At 43.7% G+C, this 21751-nt stretch carries 19 protein-coding genes, 1 pseudogene and 1 riboswitch; of the genes and pseudogenes, 9 read left to right on the top strand and 11 right to left on the bottom strand.

The window, feature by feature from the left end; genetic code table 11:
- Nucleotides 1-292 precede the first annotated feature (292 nt).
- Nucleotides 293-546 (top strand): annotated as a pseudogene (locus ADA55_RS30760) (transposase); the annotation flags it as partial.
- A 77-nt stretch (nt 547-623) separates the two neighbouring features.
- Here the strand turns inward: ADA55_RS30760 and ADA55_RS21180 are convergent.
- Both ADA55_RS21180 and ADA55_RS21175 read right to left on the bottom strand, forming a co-directional pair.
- Nucleotides 624-2294, bottom strand: coding sequence for an ABC1 kinase family protein (locus tag ADA55_RS21180; RefSeq protein ID WP_048687437.1), 1671 nt, complete (start codon nt 2292-2294; stop codon nt 624-626).
- Between the two features lie 14 nt (nt 2295-2308).
- Nucleotides 2309-2611 carry a phasin family protein gene (locus ADA55_RS21175; RefSeq protein ID WP_048687436.1) on the bottom strand — a complete coding sequence of 101 codons (303 nt, stop codon included), beginning with the start codon at nt 2609-2611 and terminating at the stop codon, nt 2309-2311.
- Between the two features lie 243 nt (nt 2612-2854).
- Here ADA55_RS21175 and ADA55_RS21170 point away from each other — a divergent pair, with 243 nt between their 5' ends.
- Nucleotides 2855-3604, top strand: a complete 750-nt coding sequence (locus ADA55_RS21170) for a glucose 1-dehydrogenase (protein WP_048687466.1) — start codon at nt 2855-2857, stop codon at nt 3602-3604.
- A 1-nt stretch (nt 3605) separates the two neighbouring features.
- Here ADA55_RS21170 and ADA55_RS21165 read toward each other — a convergent pair whose 3' ends face one another.
- Nucleotides 3606-3812: a hypothetical protein gene (locus ADA55_RS21165; protein WP_226990521.1), complete on the bottom strand. Its 207-nt coding sequence runs from the start codon at nt 3810-3812 to the stop codon at nt 3606-3608.
- Nucleotides 3813-3899: 87 nt separating this feature from the next.
- The gene (locus tag ADA55_RS21160; RefSeq protein WP_048687434.1) at nt 3900-4691 is read right to left on the bottom strand and encodes a TIGR00266 family protein; all 792 of its coding nucleotides are present in this window, start codon (nt 4689-4691) and stop codon (nt 3900-3902) included.
- Between the two features lie 191 nt (nt 4692-4882).
- On the opposite strand from ADA55_RS21160, the gene glpK reads away from it, so the two are divergent.
- The gene (gene glpK / locus ADA55_RS21155; RefSeq protein WP_048687432.1) at nt 4883-6373 is read left to right on the top strand and encodes a glycerol kinase GlpK; all 1491 of its coding nucleotides are present in this window, start codon (nt 4883-4885) and stop codon (nt 6371-6373) included.
- Between the two features lie 68 nt (nt 6374-6441).
- A complete protein-coding gene (locus ADA55_RS21150) occupies nt 6442-6909 on the top strand; it encodes a CBS domain-containing protein (RefSeq protein ID WP_034314788.1) in 468 nt (155 codons plus the stop codon).
- A gap of 53 nt (nt 6910-6962) precedes the next feature.
- Here the strand turns inward: ADA55_RS21150 and ADA55_RS21145 are convergent, their stop codons facing one another.
- The 4 genes from ADA55_RS21145 to ADA55_RS29570 all read right to left on the bottom strand — a co-directional run bounded on the left by ADA55_RS21145 (nt 6963) and on the right by ADA55_RS29570 (nt 11220).
- The gene (locus ADA55_RS21145; protein WP_034314785.1) at nt 6963-9077 is read right to left on the bottom strand and encodes a peptidoglycan D,D-transpeptidase FtsI family protein; all 2115 of its coding nucleotides are present in this window, start codon (nt 9075-9077) and stop codon (nt 6963-6965) included.
- Nucleotides 9078-9420: 343 nt separating this feature from the next.
- The gene (locus ADA55_RS21140) at nt 9421-9774 is read right to left on the bottom strand and encodes a hypothetical protein (protein ID WP_048687430.1); all 354 of its coding nucleotides are present in this window, start codon (nt 9772-9774) and stop codon (nt 9421-9423) included.
- A 74-nt stretch (nt 9775-9848) separates the two neighbouring features.
- Nucleotides 9849-11030, bottom strand: a complete 1182-nt coding sequence (locus tag ADA55_RS21135) for a DUF2515 family protein (protein WP_048687428.1) — start codon at nt 11028-11030, stop codon at nt 9849-9851.
- A gap of 22 nt (nt 11031-11052) precedes the next feature.
- On the bottom strand, nt 11053-11220 hold the full coding sequence (locus ADA55_RS29570; protein ID WP_153246154.1) for a hypothetical protein: 168 nt from the start codon (nt 11218-11220) through the stop codon (nt 11053-11055).
- Between the two features lie 509 nt (nt 11221-11729).
- Here ADA55_RS29570 and ADA55_RS21130 point away from each other — a divergent pair.
- From ADA55_RS21130 to ADA55_RS21120, 3 genes are all read left to right on the top strand, one after another.
- Nucleotides 11730-13481, top strand: coding sequence for an ABC transporter ATP-binding protein (locus tag ADA55_RS21130; RefSeq protein WP_048687427.1), 1752 nt, complete (start codon nt 11730-11732; stop codon nt 13479-13481).
- A complete protein-coding gene (locus ADA55_RS21125; protein WP_048687425.1) occupies nt 13478-15496 on the top strand; it encodes an ABC transporter ATP-binding protein in 2019 nt (672 codons plus the stop codon). The genes ADA55_RS21130 and ADA55_RS21125 overlap by 4 nt, the downstream gene beginning before the upstream one ends.
- 136 nt (nt 15497-15632) lie before the next feature.
- Complete coding sequence (locus tag ADA55_RS21120) at nt 15633-15881, top strand: type B 50S ribosomal protein L31 (protein WP_034314776.1); 249 nt, start codon at nt 15633-15635, stop codon at nt 15879-15881.
- A gap of 89 nt (nt 15882-15970) precedes the next feature.
- On the opposite strand, the gene metC is transcribed toward ADA55_RS21120, so the two are convergent.
- Together metC and ADA55_RS21110 are read right to left on the bottom strand one after the other, a co-directional pair.
- Entirely contained in the window at nt 15971-17152 is a 1182-nt protein-coding gene (metC, locus tag ADA55_RS21115) for a cystathionine beta-lyase (RefSeq protein ID WP_048687422.1), read from the bottom strand.
- Entirely contained in the window at nt 17149-18261 is a 1113-nt protein-coding gene (locus tag ADA55_RS21110) for a methionine biosynthesis PLP-dependent protein (protein WP_048687421.1), read from the bottom strand. The genes metC and ADA55_RS21110 overlap by 4 nt, the downstream gene beginning before the upstream one ends.
- 86 nt (nt 18262-18347) lie before the next feature.
- Nucleotides 18348-18461, bottom strand: a riboswitch (SAM riboswitch).
- Nucleotides 18462-18787: 326 nt separating this feature from the next.
- Here ADA55_RS21110 and fumC point away from each other — a divergent pair.
- Complete coding sequence (gene fumC, locus ADA55_RS21105) at nt 18788-20170, top strand: class II fumarate hydratase (RefSeq protein ID WP_048687419.1); 1383 nt, start codon at nt 18788-18790, stop codon at nt 20168-20170.
- Between the two features lie 109 nt (nt 20171-20279).
- Nucleotides 20280-20522 (top strand): hypothetical protein, encoded by a 243-nt coding sequence (locus tag ADA55_RS21100; protein WP_034314767.1) that lies wholly within the window; start codon nt 20280-20282, stop codon nt 20520-20522.
- Nucleotides 20523-20575: 53 nt separating this feature from the next.
- On the opposite strand, the gene ADA55_RS21095 is transcribed toward ADA55_RS21100, so the two are convergent.
- Nucleotides 20576-21721 carry an ABC transporter ATP-binding protein gene (locus ADA55_RS21095; protein WP_048687417.1) on the bottom strand — a complete coding sequence of 382 codons (1146 nt, stop codon included), beginning with the start codon at nt 21719-21721 and terminating at the stop codon, nt 20576-20578.
- Nucleotides 21722-21751: the final 30 nt, after the last annotated feature.

The raw sequence follows: 21751 nt of genomic DNA, 5'->3' as shown, positions 1-21751 counted from the left end.
TAAAACCCCCTATACCAAAGGGGTTCCTTAAATGTAGACAAACTCGATGAAAATCGAGTTTGTCTATTTTTATGGCTTGTACAATTTGGACATTGATTGGAACGTATGGCACTAGCTTTCCGCGGGCGGTCGGCCCTCGGCTTTCGCCTGCGGGGTCTCCCCTGGACGCGCTTTTCCCGCAGGAGTCTCGTACACCCGCTCCAATCAACTGTGTCTCACCTTTTAGATAGAACACTTTTGCCTAGAGTCATTTTTGTTTGAAAATAGAAGTATTAAACCTGAGGTGATGAGGATGCTTTCTAAACATGATTCTATTCAGCGAGATCAACTTGAAATGATTACTCTAGATCAACTGGTGCAAGTTCTTAAAATGGAGCCTGCCATTGACTTCTCTTTCATTTATGATTTGGAGGCATGTATTCAGAGGTAGAAGGCCCAAGTATTGGTCCAGTTATATTAGTTAAAGTGACTTTCATTCAATATAGCTTCGGAATTCGTTCAATACGTAAAACAATTGAAGATGTTGAAACAAATATGGCTTACCGCTAGTTAGGATATGGTTTCAGGTGCCTCCTACTCCACGTTCGGTATGAGATCAATCTGAATCCCGTTTTAAGTGAGTTTTACATTTTTCCGGATCTGAAAATAGTGTAGAGCATGAGTAAGAACATCAGGGTTGCAACGACAAAACCAATTTCGATAACCGGTATCTTCCAAAGGATCAAGGTTTCCCCGCCTATTGCAGAGCCGATAATGAGACCGACCATGATTATGCTGAATGCAAGCAGGATGATACTGAACGACAGCCGGTTCGAGATTTGATCAAGCTTATGTAAAAAAACTTGAAGTTCGGGAATGTTGATATCGAGCCGCAATTTCCCTTTTTTTATGATACCTGTCACTTCCCGGATATCCTTGGGCAGTTCGGCAATGGCTTCAGCAGACTCGATGAATTGATTCCAGGCGTTCTTCGCAATGTTTTTTGGGTTGTAGCGTTCTTTAAAAAGCCTTTCCCCAAAAGGTTCAGCTGCCTTCATGATGCTGAAATTGGGATCTAATCCTTCGACGATGGCCTCCATGGTAAGCAGAGCCTTGCCGAGCATCGTGAATTCGGGTGGGATTTGGACTTGGTGCCGATTGGCAACCGTGAACAGGTCATTGACTGCTCCGCCTAAGCTGATTTGGCTCAATGGGATATCATAATATTTATTTCGCAGTTCATCAATATCCCCCCTTAATGGGGCCATATCGATTTCATCCGTCAAGAGACCCATATCTGAAAGCGTCTTGATCAATCCATTGGTGCTTCCGCGTTTCAGATTGATGACAAGCGAGGCGAACTGATATTTCGTTTCTTCCTCCAGACGTCCCACCATTCCGAAATCCATGAGTGCGACGACATTCCCTGGCAATATGATGATATTGCCAGGGTGGGGATCACCGTGGTAAAAGCCATCGATCAATATTTGATGAAGCATGGAGTTCGCTAATCTTTCCGCGATTTGCCGGCGATCATAACCTTCCTCATCAAGCTGTTTATAATGATTGATCTTAATTCCCTGAATGAAATCCATTGTCAGGACCCTTTTTGTGGAAAACTCCCAATGGATCCTTGGTACCTTAAACCCTTGATCATCGATGAATTGCTTGGCTATTCTTTCCCCGTTTCGACCCTCGGAGTTATAATCAAGTTCTGCGCGGAGTGATTTAGCGAATTCATCAATCATTTTTCTGATTTGGTAGCGTCTTGCCCAAGATATGCGTGCTTCCATAAGCCTTGCCAAATCATCGAGAATTTCCAAATCCGTTTCCACAGTCGGCAGAATATCTGGCCGCTGCACTTTGATTGCGACGACTTCCATTGATGGAAGCCGAGCCGTATGGACCTGTCCAATCGAAGCGGTCGCCAGTGGGGTTTCATTAAATTCAAGGAACATGTTTTCCAAAGAATCACCCAATTCGGCTTCGACAATTTTACGGACCCTATCAAATGGAAAGGGGGTGACCTGGTCCTGTAGCTTTTCAAGCTCGCGGACGATTTCGTCAGGAACGAAATCACGCCTCGTACTTGCAATCTGACCAAGTTTAATGAATGTAGGTCCCAAGCTTTGTAATATCGTATGCAGCCGCTCTCCGATTGAGCGGAGGTTCAGGTTTTCATCGGGTTGGAGTTTCGATCCCGCTTTACTCTCGGATAATCCCAGGCGATAGATGAAGTAACCAAACCCATTTTTCAAGAAGGCATTAATGATTTCTTGGTAACGATGTGCGTGTTTCAGTCGCTTGCGAAACATTCAAGTACCTCCTGTCACGGTTGTAAGTTTTGGTTCTGTTTCTCCAAAATTACGATACGGCGCTCCAATTCCTCGACTTCTTCTTTAGTTGCCAAGTTTAGGCCATTGAGGGCTTGATTGACTTTGGCCTTGACGGAATCATCCAGCTGCTTTTGGGCTTGCTCCCCTTTTTCGACCCATTGCTTAATAAGGAGCTTGGAGTCTTCTTTGCTGATATCGCCTTTTTTGACAAGAGAGTCCACCGTTTTTTCAATTTGCTCTTTTGTAGCAGCGGCAGCACCTAATCCTAAAGAAAACACATTTTTTAATAAGTCCATTTTTACATTCCTCCAATATAAATTTTTACACTGTAAGAAAGATAATAGCGGATGCCTTTCACTCTGGTTCATTCTTGTTGTTACCATCTATCATACATCACTTTAGGGCAGCTACAAAAATATAAGGGTCCCTGCGATTATTGATGATAAAGAAAAGGATTTTTAGATAGCTCAAAGTTGTTTGAAGTGGAGCGGATTGGATATTATGATAGGGAAAAGCGGCTTGAAAGTGAGGTTGGAATAATGGATTTCAAAAATAAAACGGTGATTGTAACAGGTGCTTCGAATGGGATAGGGAGAGGCGTGGCAAAGGGATATGCAGAAAGCGGCGCTTCAGTCGTTCTCGCAGATTTGGACGAGCGGGAAGGACTTCTGTGTGTGGAACAGCTCAAAAGTAACGGTCATGAAGCCATTTTCGTTAAAACGGATGTACGCAAGGAAGCTGACATTCAACAATTGATGGATGTAACGCTAAAAACATACAAGACCATTCATATATTGATCAATAATGCAGGAAAGGCATTATTCAAATCGCTTTATGATCTGACGATAGAGGAATGGGACGATATGATGAATACGAATTTGCGCAGTGTTTTCCTTTGTTCCCGGGCCGCGGCAGAATCGATGCGGAAAAATGAAAGGGGAGGTGCGATCATCAATATAGCATCAACCAGAGCGATGATGTCTGAACCTGATTCGGAATCATATGCAGCAACCAAAGGAGGGATCAAAGCACTGACACATGCACTTGCCGCTTCTTTAGGCAAAGAGAAAATTACGGTCAATTCGATTTCTCCGGGGTGGATTGAAACGGGAGATTATGAATCGCTGAGGGATGAAGATCACCAGCAGCATTTTTCCAATCGGGTTGGCAAACCCGACGATATTGCAAGGGCCTGTCTTTATTTGACGGCAACGGAAAATAATTTCGTTACGGGTGAGGATCTTATCGTCGATGGAGGCATGACAAGAAAAATGATATACGAGGAGTAACTCATTTTTTTCGGCAGAGATATTGCAGTTCAGTCCCGAGCTCACGGTTGAGCAGCTGTTCCATTTCTTCAAGCTCTTTTATGCCGATAGGGGCATCGGCAGCTGTCCAGTGAACGGTATAAACAAAATAGTAATCTCTTATTTTTCGGAAAATAACAGGCGAATTCGGGAATGGATCAAAAATTGCCCTGATATTATAGCGTCTCATGTAGGACCACTTAACAAGCTGCATGTAGCTACCCATCCTTTTCAAAAAGATCAATGACTGCCAGGATGGCAGCCATTGGTCCGGTTCTTATTTATCGTTGAATAAATTGAATAAGCCTCTAGCTACGCTGCCTTCTTCGGATGATCCTCCATTTTGCGGGGCTGCAGCAAATACACGGCTGGCAAGCCGGCTGAATGGCAAAGATTGCACCCAGACTGTTCCGGGTCCTTTTAATGTTGCAAAGAATAAACCTTCGCCGCCGAACAAAGCGGTTTTCACGCCCTTTACAGTTTCAATATTATAATCTACCCCGCTAGTCATTGCTACTAAACATCCTGTATCGACACGTAAGATCTCTCCTGCAGCCAATTCCTTTTTATGGATCGTGCCGCCGGCATGAACGAAGGTCATTCCATCTCCTTCAAGTTTTTGCATGATGAACCCTTCACCGCCAAAGAAGCCTGCCCCTATCTTTCTTTGAAACTCAATTCCGACTGAAACGCCTTTTGCGGCCGCCAGGAACGCGTCTTTTTGACATATGATTTTCCCGCCCAGCTCGCTTAAATCCATCGGGATGATTTTACCTGGATATGGCGATGCGAATGAAACGTGTTTTTTATCTCGTCCTTCATTCGTAAAAGCCGTCATGAAAAGACTCTCACCAGTAAGTAGCCGTTTCCCGGCCCCGAATAGCTTACCCATCATTCCGCTGTCACCATTTGAAGACCCATCACCAAAGATGGTTTCCATCTTGATTTGATCTTCCATCATCATTAAGCTTCCAGCTTCGGCAATCACCGTTTCCTGAGGATCCAATTCCACTTCAACAAACTGCATGTCATCTCCATATAACTTAAAATCTATTTCATGATTATTCATTTTCCATTCCTCCTATCAATCTTATTTTCATTGTAAAAGATAAACTCTTAACCTGCCAATATTTTTCAGTTTTCTGCTGTAGTTTATATATTTTTTGTTTTCACGGGTATATCTAGTAAAATGAAGAAAGAAAAAACAGCATGACACTTAAGCTGAAATGAACCTTTTCTTAAGTGCAGGAGGAGACAGCCGTGGAGACTTACATACTATCATTGGACCAGGGAACGACAAGTTCCCGGGCCATTTTATTTAATAAAAGCGGGGAAGTTTTGCATATTGCCCAAAAGGAATTCACCCAATATTTTCCGAATCCAGGATGGGTGGAGCATAACGCCAATGAAATTTGGGGTTCCATCCTATCGGTAATCGCTTCCTGTCTATCGGAAATGAATGTAAGGCCTGAACAGATCGCTGGAATTGGCATAACGAATCAACGGGAGACGACTGTGGTATGGGATAAGGAAACAGGTCAGCCGATTCATCATGCCATCGTCTGGCAATCCCGGCAGACTAGCGAAATTTGTACGCAATTGAAGGGTGAAGGCCTCGATGACTTATTTTTGCAGAAAACCGGATTATTGATTGATGCATATTTTTCCGGAACGAAGGTGAAATGGATTCTCGACCATGTAGATGGGGCACGGGAAAAGGCTGAAAACGGAGACTTATTGTTTGGTACGATCGATACGTGGCTGATATGGAAACTTTCGGGTGGTAAATCACATGTAACCGATTATTCGAATGCCTCAAGGACGCTGATGTATAACATTCATGACCTGAAGTGGGACGAAGAGCTGCTGGAAATTTTGCAAGTTCCGCGGTCGATGCTTCCGGATGTTCGTTCTTCATCGGAGGTATACGGGAAAACAGCACCACACCATTTCTTTGGGCACGAAGTCCCGATTGCCGGAGCAGCGGGAGATCAACAGGCCGCATTGTTCGGCCAAGAATGCTTTGAAAAAGGAATGGCTAAGAATACGTATGGCACCGGATGCTTCATGCTGATGAACACAGGAGAAAAGGCAGTGAAATCAGAGCATGGCCTGTTGACCACGATTGCCTGGGGGCTGAATGGAAAAGTCGAATATGCCTTGGAAGGAAGTATTTTTGTCGCAGGTTCGGCCATACAATGGTTAAGGGATGGACTGAAACTCTTGCATGATCCGAAAGACAGTGAAAAGTATGCTTTGCGGGTCACTTCAGCCGATGGTGTCTATGTAGTTCCCGCATTTGTTGGATTAGGCACCCCTTATTGGGATAGTGATGTCAGGGGAGCTATATTCGGACTGACAAGGGGAACATCGAAGGAGCATTTCGTCCGGGCAACTTTGGAAGCATTGGCCTACCAGACAAAAGATGTCCTAAGCGCCATGGAAGACGATTCAGGGATTAACCTAAAGGCATTGAGGGTCGATGGCGGGGTTGTCAAAAACAACTTCTTGATGGAATTCCAAAGCGGCCTCCTGAATGTACCAGTCGAAAGACCCATTATTAGTGAAACGACAGCGTTAGGAGCGGCGTATTTGGCGGGGCTCGCTGTCGGATATTGGGAAAGTCAGGAAGAGATTTCAAAGCTATGGGCAGTCGAAAAGAAATTCGAACCCGAGATGGAAGAACAGGAACGGAAGGATTTATATAATGGCTGGAAAAAGGCAGTTCAGGCGGCAAGGGTTTTTAAATAGAGTAAGTAAGGGTATTAATAGGGGAGAGAAGAATACAGAACGTACAAACTTAAAAAAGGGGTGGTAATATGTTAGTTAAGGATTTCATGATAAGGGAAGTCTTTGTAGCCCGTCCTGATTTTACATTAAAGGAAATTCTGCGGATCTTGATCGATAATAAAGTGGGCGGGGTCCCCGTCGTGGATGAACATGATAAGCTATTGGGAATGGTGACGGACGGGGATATCCTTCGTTACTTGACACCTGCAGAGGAAGCCATCATGGGGTATTTCACCTACATTACGGTTCTCCCCGGTGAAGAATTGGATGAAAAGGTTACATCCAAAATGAATGATAAAGTCTCACAAATCATTAAAAATAAAAGGATTACAAAGCTATCTCCCGAAGATCCGCTAGATGAATTGATAAAGGTCCTTTCCAAGCATCATTTCAAGAAAATCCCCGTCGTGGACAAAAATGATAAAGTCGTCGGCATCATCAGCAGGGGAGATGCCCTTAGGGCCCTTTATAAGGAATTCGTTCAAAAGCTGGAATGAATGGGCATCATAAAAAGGCCTGCTCGTAATCGAGCAGGCCTTTTTTGTATTCATCATTGAGTGCTTTCTACTGCTTTATCTGCATCAGATTCACCTTTTGCTCTTTTTTCCTTCAATTTAAAGTAGGCGTCCATTACGTCCCGCCCGATCCGTTTGTTAATATCATCAGAGGGCTGGCCTTGATACACCCATGGCACGACGACAGAAAATGCCACTTCCGGATTATTGTGAGGTGCATAACCTACAAGCGTCAAATTGATAGTCGGGACTGGCGCGCTATATTGATTCCTCCGCGGTCCGTCATAAAAGGCCTCGGCAGTACCCGTTTTTGCTGCCGCACGGTAAGACTTCCCGCCGAAGTATTTATATGCCGTCCCGCCTGGCTCCTGGGCGACCTGCCTGAATCCTTCCTGGACACGCTGCAACCAAACGTCCTTCCCGCCTAAATCGTTTAACACTTTGGGACTCATCGTTTTAAAGACGCTGCCCAATTCATTGTGTTCGTTGGATGGATTCCTGATTTCCCTGACCATATGTGGCTCTAGCCTTTTTCCGCCATTTGCAATCGTCGAAACATACTGTGCCAATTGCATGGGGGTATATGTATCATACTGGCCAATCGATAAATCCAGCAACAATCCGTCTGTTGACATATCGACTCCTTTAAACCCTACGGATTCATTTGGCAGGTCGATGCCTGTGCGGACACCCAAGCCAAATTGGGCATAATGATTCCGCATGATGGAATAAGCTTCCCGGTTGATTCCTAACGGCCGGTTAGGGATATAATGACCGCCGGCAATTTTGATTGCCGTCATGAACATATAGACATTCGACGATTTCTTTAACGCGGAAACATCGGTTACATAACCCAAATCACTATAAGATCCTTTGGGTTTAGCCCCTGCTAAAAGGAGTTTTCTGTCAAAGAAAGCTGACCCTGGTGCGATGGCTCCTGTCTGAAAGCCTGTATAGACAGTGGCTCCTTTAACAGATGACCCCATCGTATAGGAGGTCGTAATGTTTCCAAGGGCGAAATCGTTCATTTCGGTCAATCCTGTCTTACTGTTGCGGCCGTATTGCCTGCCGGCCATCGTAAGAACCTCGCCTGTATTCGGGTCCATTAAAACGACGAAGGCACGATCCAATAAGTAGGTATTTCCCTTAGCCTTGGTTTTGCGCAATTCGTTCTCGATGATTTTTTCAACCTGCTGCTGCAGCTCCATATCAATTGTAAGGACCAAGTCCTTTCCGCTTTGCCCTTCAGTGAGGGTATTCGTTTTGATGACTTCCCCTTTGCTCAGCACATTTTCAATCCGCGTCTTTTGACCGCGGAGGACATCTTCATATTGCTTTTCAATATAACTTTTTCCGACCCGGTCATTTCTGGTATAGTCGCGTGCCAGGTAATAGTCGATATTTTCACTGGGAATGCCTTCTTCGGAAGAAGAGACCTTGCCAAGAACCGAGCGGAGGGTCTCGTCATACTTATAGGTCCTTTCCCAATCCGTCGTTACATCCACACCTGGCATTTCATCCAAATGTTCGCTGACCCTGGCGAATTCCTTAGTGGTGACATCTTTATTCTTCACGATCGACGGTGCGAGGGCATAGCCGCTATTGAATTCCCGGAAGATGGCAATCACTTCCAATTCATCCTTTGAGAATTCCTTTATATTCTCATCGGTTACCCGCTCCATTTGAAGTTTGTATAAATCTTTTTGCTCCAGTTTCTTTTCGATGACCTTCTTCTTCTCGGCCTTGGTGATCAAGGCTTCGGCCTCTTTTGGATGCTTTAAAATCCAAAAATCCTTTTTATCCGGCAGGGTTACCTTTTTGGTATCCTTTTCTATCAAGGTGGCAAGGACCTCTGCCGTCTTCACCATATCGGCCGTTTTCGTATTCGGGTATTTCGTATAGGTGATGGCATTACGCGGCTCATTATCAACGACCGGATTCAAGTTCCGGTCATACATCTTACCACGGGGAACGGGGGTATTGGCCACATCGTTTTCCGTTCGGTCGACTTCGCGGAGGTAATCATCCCCATACACGATTTGGACGATGCCAAGCCGGATTATTAAGCTTGAAAATAAAATGAATATTAAAAAGAACATGAAGTTCAGTCGGAAAGGAATTGGGGTTTTTTTCTTTTTTTCTTTGGCCATCATTAACATTCCTTTCTAGTAAAAGTAAAAAATAAGAAAATTCCTATCTCCAATGATATATAAAATTAACTTATTTTTCTATGCTTTATCCGTAAATTTATCTATATTTCCAAAAGAATGTTTTGAAGTTATATAATTCCTAGTAATCTTATAATTGGGAAAATTGATATAATAGATAAATAGAGGAAGAAGCGGTACAGCGGCAATCATTAGTAGGGATGCGTGGTTGGGGTGCTCATATAAAAAAGGGGAGCATAAATCAAGGTACTTGGAAAGAAGTCTTGTACATGAACGATTAATGACTATAACCCTAATTCACTACAGCGACTTAAGTACCATGATTTTATTTTGCTTCATATTTCCTAACGGGAGTTTGAGTCGTGACACTGATAATCCCTTTGAAATATCCGCATAGCTCATACCATTTTTCAGGGTAAATATAGTTGAAGCGTTCAATGGTTTCCAGGGAGTGAAGCACAAGGCAATCGATTTGCCCCGTTTTTTTACTTTGTAAATTGGATAGAAGCTCATGCGGGATGGTGTAATAAGGGTGGATTTGATACGGATTGAGTATGACCGGGGAAATATTATTCTCTTCCATATACCTGTCCGTCACGATCTTTTGGATTGCCAAGCTTTCATCCGTATGTAAATCCCCAATTTTGTAATTTGGATTCAATAGTACAATGCCTCTCATTTGATTCACCCATTCTTTTTGCTAACCATTCTTGCCAAATGGCGGATGGGATATTCAAGGTAAGAGGCATCATGCTAGAAAATGGCTTTCATTTCGTTAAGGGTTTTGAGCTGCTTGACATTTTCTAGCACCTCGTTGGTCAGGTCCTCCTTTTTAATGATCGGTAAACTTCGTAAATCTTCCATGAAGCTTTCATTCGTGAACCAATCAAAGGAATGGGGAGGAAAGAATAGTTGATCTTTCCATGCATCATGAAGAGTGGGGCTGTAGATTTTATCAACTTTTGACGTGGATCCATCAGAGGTATATATGCTTGCCCAGTAATCCTCCCTGGAACCCGTGTGGGAAATCTCTTTTGTAAAATGGCCAACACCGCGAAAAACCACCGGATGCTGAAAAAGAAGCCCATATAATAATTTCCCCGTTGCAATGCGCTGTTTCGGGTCGGCAAAGCGTTCGACGGTAAGTCCTGTCAAGGAATGAAGTCCTTTTTGCTTGTTTGCATAAGGAAAGATCACTTTCATGAAGCCTAAGTATTCCTGAAGCTGAAAATCAAGCCTGCGGAGGATTTCACCATGACGGGTGCGTTTTAATATCCTTTCCTGAAGCATTCTTTGTTCATTAATGATAAGGGCCGTTGTCAAAAGGGGTGAATGGGGCTCTTCGATGAAAGATTCCCAAATCGGGGCCATGAATCTTGAAATGCGGAATACTGGTAAATACCTTCTTAACGGAAGTTCTTTTTGTTTAGAATGTTCATATAAAAGAAGCTGGGGGAAGGCATCTGCAAATATGGCTGAATTGGCACGCTCAAGGAAAAGGAAAAATTTCTGCCGTTCCGCTCTGTCAAGGAGATGGGTCATGTTTGAACTTTTCAAGTCAGTCATATGGTATCCGCCATTCCTCGAAACCATATGTGCTAAAAAGGCCCAATGGATCTCTGGATTGCGATTGTAAAAGGCAAGATAGGCTTGTGTTCTTGTGATATTGTTCCGGTTCAAGGCAGCCGTTTCGGTTCGAATGCTTTTTATCAGGGCGGCTTCCTCGGGGAAAAAAGCTTTTGACTCATCAACAGGCTGAAAGAGCTCTTTTTGCAAACGGGATTTTAGCGTGTCATATCTTTCAGAATCGATGATCGGTTTGGTTTTGGCAGGGTGTTTACCCAACAGCTTTTGAAAATATTGGGAAATCATACATTTCACCACGAATGTTTTTCGATCATTATATGCAGGGCCGTCAAGAAAGGGGCGTTGCATTTGCAACGCCCCCAAGGTGATGTCATCTTTTTTTCTTCTTTTCCCGGTACAATAAAATATAATAAACTATCCAGAAAAGAAACACAGGAATGAAGGATAAAAATCTATATTGGACCGGTACGGCAAATAAGATGAAAATGGCTGATAATAAAAAGGGAACCGCCAGGAGTATATATTTTCTCCATTGCATATGCTGAACCTCCTTAGGTTGCGTCATTCTTATTAGAATAAAGGATTATCCATCAATAATCTAGAAAAGTCACAATTGACAAAAATATGCAAACGTAGTAATCTTTAAAAACAAGTTAAAAATTACCATTAATCAATGGAAAAGGAGGCGAACGTCATGACTAAATCAGTTAAGCACAGTGATGTCACAATTGAATATCATACGTCCGCCTGCCCTGAGACCTTGTCTTTCCAGACATAGGATTCCTCGTTTCCATTCATGATTTTAAAGCGCAGGTTGTGGAATTTTCGCGGCCTGCGCTTTTATATGTGTTATTACGCATCTAAAAAAGCTTCCGCTAATTGGCGGGGGCTTTTTGGCATTTTGGATCCAGGTGCATTAGCACCCTTTCCATATAAAGGATAGGAGGAACTATAAATGAGACAAAAAACATTGGAAATCTTATTGCAGCCAGGAGATCCAGAAAGCGGTTAGCGAGTGAAAGGTTGAACCAAAAGGGAGGGGAATTCATGTTTGCGATTTTTAAAAAGCTGTCCTGGTTCTTTAAAGAACAGTGGCAGCGTTACACCTTGGCGATTTTATTTCTATGTCTAGTGAATATCTTGGAGGTTATCCCGCCAAAACTTGTCGGGAATGCCATCGATGATATGAACAATGGCAGCATGACGCAGGAAGGGGTCATGAAATACGTTATTTATTTGCTCATGGTACTGATCGGCAGTTACCTATTTGGTTACTTATGGAGTTATCTGTTATTCGGCGGCGGAAACTTGGTCGAACGGAAACTAAGGTCAGGATTTATGGGACATTTGCTGAAAATGACGCCGAGTTTTTATGAAAAAAACCGTACAGGAGATTTAATGGCAAGGGCAACCAATGATTTAAAGGCCATATCCCTCACAGCTGGTTTCGGGATATTGACCCTCGTTGACGCGGTGCTGTTCACCATCACGGTAGTGGTCATGATGGGAGCCACGATCAGCTGGCAGTTAACGATTGCGGCGGTGCTGCCGCTTCCGATCATGGCAGTGCTGATGCAAATTTACGTGAAGAAAATTTACAAACGTTTTACGGATGCACAAGCAGCCTTTGGCACTTTAAATGACAAGGTCCTGGAATCCATTTCCGGTGTCCGTGTTATCCGGGCCTATGTCCAGGAACGGGAAGATGAAAAGCGATTTGAGGAAATGACCGAGGATGTATATCGCAAAAACCTAGCCGTGGCAAGGATCGACGCCCTCTTTGATCCGACGATCAGCATTATCATTGGCATCAGTTATTTAATCGGGTTGGGCTATGGGGCTTATCTTGTGTTTCAACAGGCCATAACGCTTGGCGGACTTGTTTCGTTCAATGTGTACCTAGGCATGTTAATCTGGCCGATGATCGCAGTGGGTGAACTGATCAATGTCATGCAAAGGGGAAATGCTTCGCTAGACCGTGTTCAGGATACCCTTTCGTATGAAGCGGATGTGAAGAATTCAATGGGGCTGGAGAGTATTACGAACCCGGGGAATATCCAATTCAATTCAGTGCATTTTACATACCCCTCCTCAACGGTTGTGAATCTATCCGATATTTCCGTTCAGCTTGACCGCGGTCAAACATTGGGGATAGTGGGGAAAACAGGTAGTGGAAAAACGACATTCGTGAAGCAATTGCTGCGGGAATATCCTTTAGGAACAGGTGAAATCGCTTTTGCAGGCAAGCCGCTGGAGCAACTGCACCTTGAAGATATCCGTGAATGGATCGGGTATGTTCCACAGGACCATTTTTTATTCTCGAAGACTGTTAGGGAAAATATCTTATTCGGTAAAATGGATGCAACGGAAGATGAACTGGCTGAAGCCATCCGGCTTGCGGATTTTGAGAAGGACTTAATGATGCTGCCAAACCGTCTAGAGACACTTGTCGGTGAGAAGGGTGTCGCTCTGTCCGGTGGGCAAAAGCAGAGGATCTCGATTGCCAGGGCATTGATCAAAAATCCGGAAATCCTTATATTGGATGATTCCTTATCCGCTGTCGATGCAAAAACGGAAACGACGATCATCGAAAATATCCAAAATGAACGGGCAGGGAAAACGACCATCATCACAACCCACCGCTTATCAGCCGTTCAGCACGCGGACAGGATTATCGTATTGGACAGCGGAAAGATCATCGAAGAGGGGGCTCATGCGGATTTACTGCTGAATGATGGCTGGTATAGCGAGCAATATGAACGACAGCAGGTTGACGAAGGAACGGAGGTGAAGGCATGAAGGTCGTAAAGAAACTTTTTAATTATGCTGCCCTTTATAAAAAATTGATCATTGGCGCCCTGATCATGCTTGCTCTTTCGGTAGCGGCCGATTTAACGGGTCCTTTCGTTGCCAAGAAAATCATCGATTCACATATACTTGGCATCGAATCTTCCTGGTATGAAGCAGGTAAAGGAAAAGATGCAGTTAAGTATGATGGAAATTGGTATAAACGGGCTGATTACTTTGCAAAAGGTGAGAAGAAAGGCAGGGAAGTCCATGTTCTGCAGGTTGGCAATCAATTTGTCTTCGTAGATGAAGCTGTCCCTATCGATGGGCGCAGAACCTTGGAGAACCAATCATTGATCATCAAGAAAGACGGGAAAGAGCAACGTGCGCAAGCAGTGAAATTGACGAGTCAGGAAGTGATGGGATTTTATCAACCGGAAATCCCGCGGATCATTAAGCTTGTGGCTTTTTATTTCAGCCTTGTCATCCTTTCCTCCATTTTTCAATATGGCCAGAGTTTTTATTTACAGAAAGCGGCGAACCGAATCATACAGAAGATGCGAAATGATATATTTAGGCATATTTCCCGTTTGCCGATACGTTATTTCGATAATATGCCAGCGGGTAAAGTTGTAGCCAGGGTCACTAATGATACGGAAGCTATCCGGGAATTATATGTAACCGTGCTCGCCAACTTCTTCTCGAGTACCATTAATATTTTCGGCGTTCTAATTGCTTTGTTTATTCTGGATCCACGAGTCGGTACCATTGGCCTTCTACTTATTCCGATCATCGTTATCTGGACGATGGTATACCGTAAATTCGCCTCGAAATATAATCACATCATTCGGGAACGGGTCAGCGATATTAATGGAATGATCAATGAATCCATTTCTGGTATGAGCATCATTCAGGCATTTGGACGTGAAAAGGAGACGAAGCAATCTTTTGAAAATCTGAACCGGGAGCATTTTTCCTATCAAAATAAAATGCTCCATTTGAACTCGTTGACGGGTGGAAACTTGATTGGCGTCATTAAGGTTTTGGCGCTGATGGCCTTCGTCTGGTATTTCGGCGGTATTTCCCTTACAGCGGGTTCGGCCATTTCCTTAGGGATGATGTATGCAATTGTTGATTTGATCAGCCGCCTGCTACATCCGCTTCACGGAATCGTCAATCAGTTCGCTAATCTTGAACAGGCGCTTGTTGCAGGGGAGAGGACGTTCAGCTTATTGGATGAGAAGGGATTGGCAGTCAGCGATGAAAACATATCCAGATACAAAGGAAACGTACAATTCGAAAATGTTTCTTTTGGTTATAAGGATAAAGAATATGTGTTAAGGGACATTTCCTTCTCCGCTAAACAGGGGGAAACGGTCGCTTTAGTTGGCCACACCGGTTCAGGAAAAAGCTCCATAATGAATTTATTGTTCCGCTTTTATGACAGCAGTGAAGGACAGATCAAAATCGATGGCAGAAATATATTGGATATCCCCCATCAGACGCTTAGGGAGCATATGGGGATCGTCCTTCAGGACCCCTATTTATTTACTGGTACCATCGCCTCCAATATCAGTCTCAATCATAAAGGCATCACAAGGGAAATGGTTGAAAAAGCATTAAGAGATGTCGGGGGGGACAAAGTGCTGAAGCATCTTCCTTTAGGGCTTGACGAACCCGTGATCGAAAAAGGCGGAACGCTGTCTTCCGGACAGCGTCAGCTAATCTCTTTTGCCCGTGCCCTTGCATTCAATCCGGCCATATTGATCTTGGATGAAGCGACAGCAAGCATCGACACCGAAACCGAGGCAATTATCCAGGAGGGAATGGAAGTGCTGAAAAAAGGGAGAACGACCTTCATCATTGCACATAGGCTTTCCACGATAAAAAATGCCGACCAAATTCTTGTACTGGAAAAAGGGCGGATTGCTGAGCAAGGTACACATGAGGAATTAATGGAACTGAAAGGGAAGTACTATCAAATGTATGAACTGCAGGCAGGTCCGCATAAAGGCATGGCTGGCTGAACACAATTGAATAAGGGTGGATCATCTAGATTAAACTATAATGAAGGTACCGACTTTTGGTACCTTCAAGCATAATGATTGATAATAGTAATCATTACGTTTAAGATATACCTATACTGACGATGAGGTGATAATAGTGAAACAAGAAATTCATCCCGATTATCAACAAGTGGTATTCATGGATACCAACAGTGGGTATAAATTTTTGACAGGCTCCACTAAGACGTCCAATGAAACGATCGTTTGGGAAGACGGCCAAACATATCCCTTATTAAAAGTGGAAATCAGCTCGGATACGCACCCTTATTATACAGGAAAGCAGAAGTTTGCTGAAAAAGGCGGACGGGTGGATCGCTTCCTGGATAAATATAATATGAAGAAATGAGAGTCAGGCCATCGGGAAATCGATGGTTTTCTTTTATTGATGGAATAAAAAAGGTGCCCATAAAATATGAGGCACCCACTACTTTAAAATCATTTTGCAGCAATTGCTTCCCCTTTGGCAATATTGACGAGGGCAGCTTCGAAGTCCTTGATTAAATCGTCCGGATTTTCCAGTCCGACAGAGAGGCGGAGCAAGCTATTCGTGATGCCTCGCTTTTCCCTTTCATCAGCAGGCATGGCCGCATGGGACATTTTGGCCGGGTAGGATAATATGGATTCTACCGCTCCCAGACTTACGGCAAAAACAGGGAGCTCGACAGTGTTCACGAAGGAACGGAAGATTTCCTCACTTTCCAATTCAAATGAAAGGACCGCCCCCGCTCCGAGTGACTGGCCTTTCTGGATGGCGTGCTGTGGATGATCGGCTAGGCCGGGATAATACACTTTTTTCACCAAGGGCTGCTCATTTAAGTAGGCTGCAATCTTTTCTGCCCCTTTTTGTGAATGTTCCATTCTAACTGACAAGGTTTTCAAGCCTCTCATTACGAGCCAGGCATCCTGGACACCAAGGACCGCTCCAAAGGAGTTTTGAAGCGAACCGAGTCTTGCCGCCAATTCCGGATCTTTCACGACCGCAAGCCCAGCTACCACATCACTATGTCCGGATAAAAACTTCGTCGCGCTATGAAGGACAACATCAGCGCCCAGATTCAGCGGTTTTTGCAATGCGGGCGTCAAGAATGTATTATCAACAAAACTTAAGGCACCGGCTTTTTTTGCGATATCACATACAGCTTGAATATCGGTCACTTTAAGTAACGGATTTGAAGGCGTTTCAATGTATATGGCCCTGGTATTTGGCTGAACCGCCGCTTTGACACTTTCAAGGTCCGTCATGTCAACGAAGGTATGCTCAATATTGAAACGGTTCAATACGCTTGTGACCATCCTGAACGTTCCGCCATACACATCTTCAGAAATGACGATATGGTCTCCGGCAGACAATAGGAGGAAGGCTGTTGAAATGGCAGCCATACCTGATGAAAAGGCAAAGCCGTGAGTGCCTTCCTCTAGATCGGCAATGATATCTTCAAGTGCCTCGCGAGTTGGGTTCCCGCTTCTGCTGTAGTCATATTTGCCGAATTGATCGATATCGGATTGATGGAAAGTCGATGCATGCTGAATGGGGACGCTCACACCGCCCGTTACTGGATCGAATTTATATTTATTATGAAGTAATTTCGTTTCAAAGCTAAAATCATGATCTGTCATCGTAGTGCCTCCCTTTTTACATGTGCGAATGCTTGCTGCAAGTCACCAATCAAATCGTCGCTATCCTCGATGCCAACGGAGAAGCGGAGCAATCGATTACAAACCCCGTTTGCCGTTCTGACTTCAAGCGGTATATCGGCATGTGTTTGTGTGGCAGGATAGGTGATGAAGCTTTCGACCCCTCCAAGGCTTTCTGCAAAGGAAATTAATGAGAGCGATTGTAAAAATGGGTTGACCGCCGCTTCATCAATGATGCGGAAAGAAATCATGCCGCCTCGGCCTGGATACAATACGTCCGTAACACAATCATGCTCCGATAAGTAATCTACAAGTATCTTGGCATTCTTTTCATGACGCTCCATCCGCAATGCCAGGGTTTTCATTCCGCGCATCAACAGCCAAGAATCAAATGGGCTCAAGACAGCTCCAGTGCCATTATGATGGAAGGCAAGTGCATCACATAATTCAGCGCCGCTAGCAACGATCAGTCCGGCGAGCACATCATTATGACCACCGAGATACTTGGTTGCACTGTGGATCACAATATCCGCTCCAAGCAAGATGGGTTGTTGAATAAGAGGCGTGTAAAAAGTGTTATCAACGATTAGCAATAAATTATATCGTTTAGCCAATGCGGCAACGGCGCTAATATCCGTTTGCTGCATAAGAGGGTTAGTGGGAGTTTCGATGAAGATGGCTTTCGTGTGAGGAGTGATGGATTTTTCGATATCCTCCAAACAACAAGTGTTTACATAGTCACACTGCAATCCCCATTTTTTAAAACCTTGTTCTAACAGCCGATATGTACCGCCATAAAGATCTTCACTGACAATCCACGCATCCCCGGATTTAAAAAGGGCGAGTATAGTGGAGATGGCGGCCATTCCTGAACTGCAGGCATAGCCTTGGTCTCCTTTTTCCAGATCGGCGATGGATCGCTCCAATAGCTGGCGGGTAGGGTTACCTGTCCTTGTGTAGTCGAATCCCGTCGATTGACCGATTCCTTCGTGGCGAAAAGCTGTTGAAAAGTATACCGGCGGATTGACTGTTCCTGTCGCCGTTTCACTGCGATTTCCTAATTGAGCAAGATATGTTTCAGGTTTATACATGGTTTTCACTGCTCCTTTGAGTTAAATAAAATAAAAAAAAGTCTTCTTTAAGAAGAAGACTTTGATTAAATAGTGACGAGTCATTCTTCTTATCTTCCAAGTTCATAAACTTGTGGAATTAGCACCTTTTCATTGGTTTGAAACAAATGAAGGTTGCTGAGGTGTCATCGGGCCATTCCCTCTACCTCTCTCGATAAGAGTTTAGATTATTCAATTTCTTTTGAATTTACTATATATACAAAATACTGTCAAGGACATTTTGGGAGTGATGATGTGTTGGTGTTCATGGCCAGGTCAATTGAAGCCTAGCGGTGCCTACACTTTATGTGTCAAAAAAGAATATCCAAATTTTCATCTAAATATGAATGGCCTAGGATTTTTCAGAAATATGGAAAGGGTCAGCGGGATATTTTTGCTTTAAAATAATAAAGTTTGTACAATGTATGGAGAGAAAGAATAATCCGACATTATTCATTTCATATGCAAAAATTCTTCAATGAATAGTGCAAACTTAGGAGGAGAACACATGGAATACAGAATCGAACGAGATACGATGGGTGAAGTGAAAGTTCCTGCCGATAAATATTGGGGAGCACAAACTGAGAGAAGCCGTAACAATTTCAAAATCGGTAACGAAAAAATGCCGATTGAATTGGTTCGTGCATTTGCATATGTTAAACAAGCTGCTGCAAAGGTGAACTATGATCTTGGTGATCTTTCCGAAGTTAAAAAGAACGCCATCGTCAAGATTTGCGGCGAAATCCTTGAAGGTACGCTTGATGAACATTTCCCGCTTGTAGTTTGGCAAACGGGAAGCGGTACGCAAAGTAATATGAATGTGAATGAAGTGGTCGCTAACAAAGGGAATGAATGGTTAAAAGAAAATGGTGAATCGGAAATCCTTCACCCGAATGATGATGTTAACAAGGCACAAAGCTCAAATGATACTTTCCCGACTGCCATGCATATTGCAGCCTTTATGGAAGTGGCTGAAAAATTGGTTCCTGCCATCAAAGCACTTCGTGATACATTCGATACAAAAGAAAAAGAATTTTGGGATGTCGTGAAAATCGGCCGGACACATCTTCAAGATGCTACACCCTTAACATTAGGACAAGAAATTTCCGGTTGGAAAGCGATGCTCGATAAAGATTTGGCGATGATTGAGGAAAGCAGCCAAAAACTATTGAACCTTGCTCTAGGCGGAACGGCTGTAGGAACCGGAATCAATACAAAGAAAGAATTCCCGGGACTTTCTGCCAAACAAATTGCAGCGGATACAGGATATCCTTTTGTCACATCTGATAATAAGTTCCATGCATTGACTAGCCATAACGAAATCGTCTACGCACACGGTGCTTTGAAAGCATTGGCGGCGGATTTAATGAAAATTGCGAACGATGTCAGATGGCTTGCAAGTGGACCGAGAAGCGGAATCGGAGAAATTGCCATTCCGGAAAACGAGCCGGGCAGCTCCATCATGCCAGGTAAAGTCAATCCGACCCAAAGTGAAGCGCTTACCATGATTGCGACACAAATCGTGGGTAACGATGCTACAATTGGCTTTGCAGCAAGCCAAGGTAACTTTGAATTGAATGTGTTCAAACCAGTCATCATCTATAACTTCCTGCAAACGGTCAAATTATTGACGGAAGGCATTCATTCCTTCAACGATAATTGTGCGGTTGGCATCACTGCAAATGAAGATAAGATCAAAGAAAATGTAGAGCGTTCCCTTATGCTGGTAACAGCATTGAACCCGCATATCGGTTATGAAAAAGCAGCCAAGATCGCCAAAACTGCCTTCAAGGACAACTCGACGTTAAAAGAAGCGGCGTTGAAACTGGAGTTCCTGACGGAAGATGAATTCAAAGCATGGGTCGATCCTGCTAACATGGTTAATAAATAATTGGATGGAAGTACCCTCCCTCTACCATTAGGGAGGGTGTTTCCATGTGTTAAAATACTGGAATCGACAAATACTGAAATCATAAGTATCTGGAACAGGAGGAAAAACAATGTCTATATGCCCGCTTTGCAACGGTCTAAGAAAAATTCATGTAGATTGCCCGGAATGCGGCAGTGAACTTGAGGATAAAGGGAAATTCATGGATTATGCTGATGATTACAGTGCTTATATGGATATCGACATCCTTAAAGAAAACGACGGATACCCTCAATCCCTACAAAAAGGGCAATGCCCCCATCTCATGAAATGCCCTGAATGCGGACATGATGAAGTGGTATTGGTCCAGGAATGAATCGCCCTTTATTTTAACGTAAAAAGACCCATAATGAATGGGTCTTTTCATGTTTAATTGGCAGATAACTTCATGCTTTCCTGCATCTGTTCATCTTCTTCAACTAAAATGCGATGTTCGGTCCCTTTATCAAAAAAGTGCGCTTTATTCATGTCGAGGGCAAGTTCGATCTTTTCGCCTGCCTGGATAATGTTATTGGCATCGACCCTTGCAACGAAGTCCTGCCCCTCTAAAGTGGAGTAGAGCATGATCTCCGCGCCCATGAGTTCGGCTACATCAATTTGGGTCGTGAATGTAGTGTTAGGGGACTCCGTGAAATAAGCTCCTTCATTATGGAAATCTTCCGGACGGATGCCAAGGATTACTTCTTTTCCGACATATCCTTGATCACGTAGCATTTTCATCTTAAATTCAGGTATTTCAAGCGTTTGTTCGCCTATTTTGATTGTGCCTTCTTTTAATGTTCCGGAAAAGAAGTTCATGGCAGGCGATCCGATAAAGCCGCCGACAAACACGTTTATTGGTTTCTCATAAACATCCTTTGGAGCACCGACCTGTTGGATGATACCATCTTTCATTACAACAAGACGTGTCGCCATGGTCATTGCCTCTGTTTGGTCATGTGTGACATATATCGTTGTGGTGTCGAGCCGTTTATGCAGTTTAGCTATTTCCGCGCGCATTTGAACCCGCAGTTTTGCGTCGAGATTGGATAATGGCTCATCCATCAAGAAAACTTTTGCGTCCCTTACAATTGCACGGCCAAGTGCAACACGCTGGCGCTGACCACCTGAAAGCGCTTTAGGTTTCCTGTTTAGCAGCTCTTCAAGTCCGAGAATCCTTGCCGCTTCATTTACTCTTTGCTTGATTTCATCTTTTGGCGTTTTCCTGAGCTTTAATCCGAATGCCATATTGTCAAATACAGACATATGAGGATATAAGGCATAGTTCTGGAAAACCATCGCAATATCGCGATCTTTAGAGGGGACATCATTGACTCGCTTGCCGTCTATGTATAAATCCCCTTGGGAAATGTCTTCCAGTCCGGCAATCATCCTTAATGTCGTTGATTTACCGCAACCTGAAGGTCCCACAAAAACGATGAATTCCTTATCGGCAACACGAAGGTTGAAGTCTTTAACGGCCGTCACCTTTTTATCATAAATCTTGAATATATGATCTAACACTAACTCTGCCATGAAAAATCCCCCTTTTAAACTCTTAGATTA

The sequence above is a fragment of the Bacillus sp. 220_BSPC genome (genome assembly GCF_001054655.1).
Lineage (GTDB): Bacteria > Bacillota > Bacilli > Bacillales > DSM-1321 > Peribacillus > Peribacillus frigoritolerans.
This window is presented reverse-complemented; position numbering and strand designations above follow the sequence as displayed.

Excerpts from the sequence above, each read along its gene's own strand:
- ADA55_RS21180 (WP_048687437.1), bottom strand. The coding sequence starts at position 2,294 with ATGTTTCGCAAGCGACTGAAACACGCACATCGTTACCAAGAAATCATT.
- ADA55_RS21175 (WP_048687436.1), bottom strand. The coding sequence starts at position 2,611 with ATGGACTTATTAAAAAATGTGTTTTCTTTAGGATTAGGTGCTGCCGCT.
- ADA55_RS21170 (WP_048687466.1), top strand. The coding sequence starts at position 2,855 with ATGGATTTCAAAAATAAAACGGTGATTGTAACAGGTGCTTCGAATGGG.
- ADA55_RS21165 (WP_226990521.1), bottom strand. The coding sequence starts at position 3,812 with ATGAGACGCTATAATATCAGGGCAATTTTTGATCCATTCCCGAATTCG.
- ADA55_RS21160 (WP_048687434.1), bottom strand. The coding sequence starts at position 4,691 with ATGAATAATCATGAAATAGATTTTAAGTTATATGGAGATGACATGCAG.
- ADA55_RS21150 (WP_034314788.1), top strand. The coding sequence starts at position 6,442 with ATGTTAGTTAAGGATTTCATGATAAGGGAAGTCTTTGTAGCCCGTCCT.
- ADA55_RS21145 (WP_034314785.1), bottom strand. The coding sequence starts at position 9,077 with ATGGCCAAAGAAAAAAAGAAAAAAACCCCAATTCCTTTCCGACTGAAC.
- ADA55_RS21140 (WP_048687430.1), bottom strand. The coding sequence starts at position 9,774 with ATGAGAGGCATTGTACTATTGAATCCAAATTACAAAATTGGGGATTTA.
- ADA55_RS21135 (WP_048687428.1), bottom strand. The coding sequence starts at position 11,030 with ATGCAACGCCCCTTTCTTGACGGCCCTGCATATAATGATCGAAAAACA.
- ADA55_RS29570 (WP_153246154.1), bottom strand. The coding sequence starts at position 11,220 with ATGCAATGGAGAAAATATATACTCCTGGCGGTTCCCTTTTTATTATCA.
- ADA55_RS21130 (WP_048687427.1), top strand. The coding sequence starts at position 11,730 with ATGTTTGCGATTTTTAAAAAGCTGTCCTGGTTCTTTAAAGAACAGTGG.
- ADA55_RS21125 (WP_048687425.1), top strand. The coding sequence starts at position 13,478 with ATGAAGGTCGTAAAGAAACTTTTTAATTATGCTGCCCTTTATAAAAAA.
- metC (WP_048687422.1), bottom strand. The coding sequence starts at position 17,152 with ATGACAGATCATGATTTTAGCTTTGAAACGAAATTACTTCATAATAAA.
- ADA55_RS21110 (WP_048687421.1), bottom strand. The coding sequence starts at position 18,261 with ATGTATAAACCTGAAACATATCTTGCTCAATTAGGAAATCGCAGTGAA.
- fumC (WP_048687419.1), top strand. The coding sequence starts at position 18,788 with ATGGAATACAGAATCGAACGAGATACGATGGGTGAAGTGAAAGTTCCT.
- ADA55_RS21100 (WP_034314767.1), top strand. The coding sequence starts at position 20,280 with ATGTCTATATGCCCGCTTTGCAACGGTCTAAGAAAAATTCATGTAGAT.
- ADA55_RS21095 (WP_048687417.1), bottom strand. The coding sequence starts at position 21,721 with ATGGCAGAGTTAGTGTTAGATCATATATTCAAGATTTATGATAAAAAG.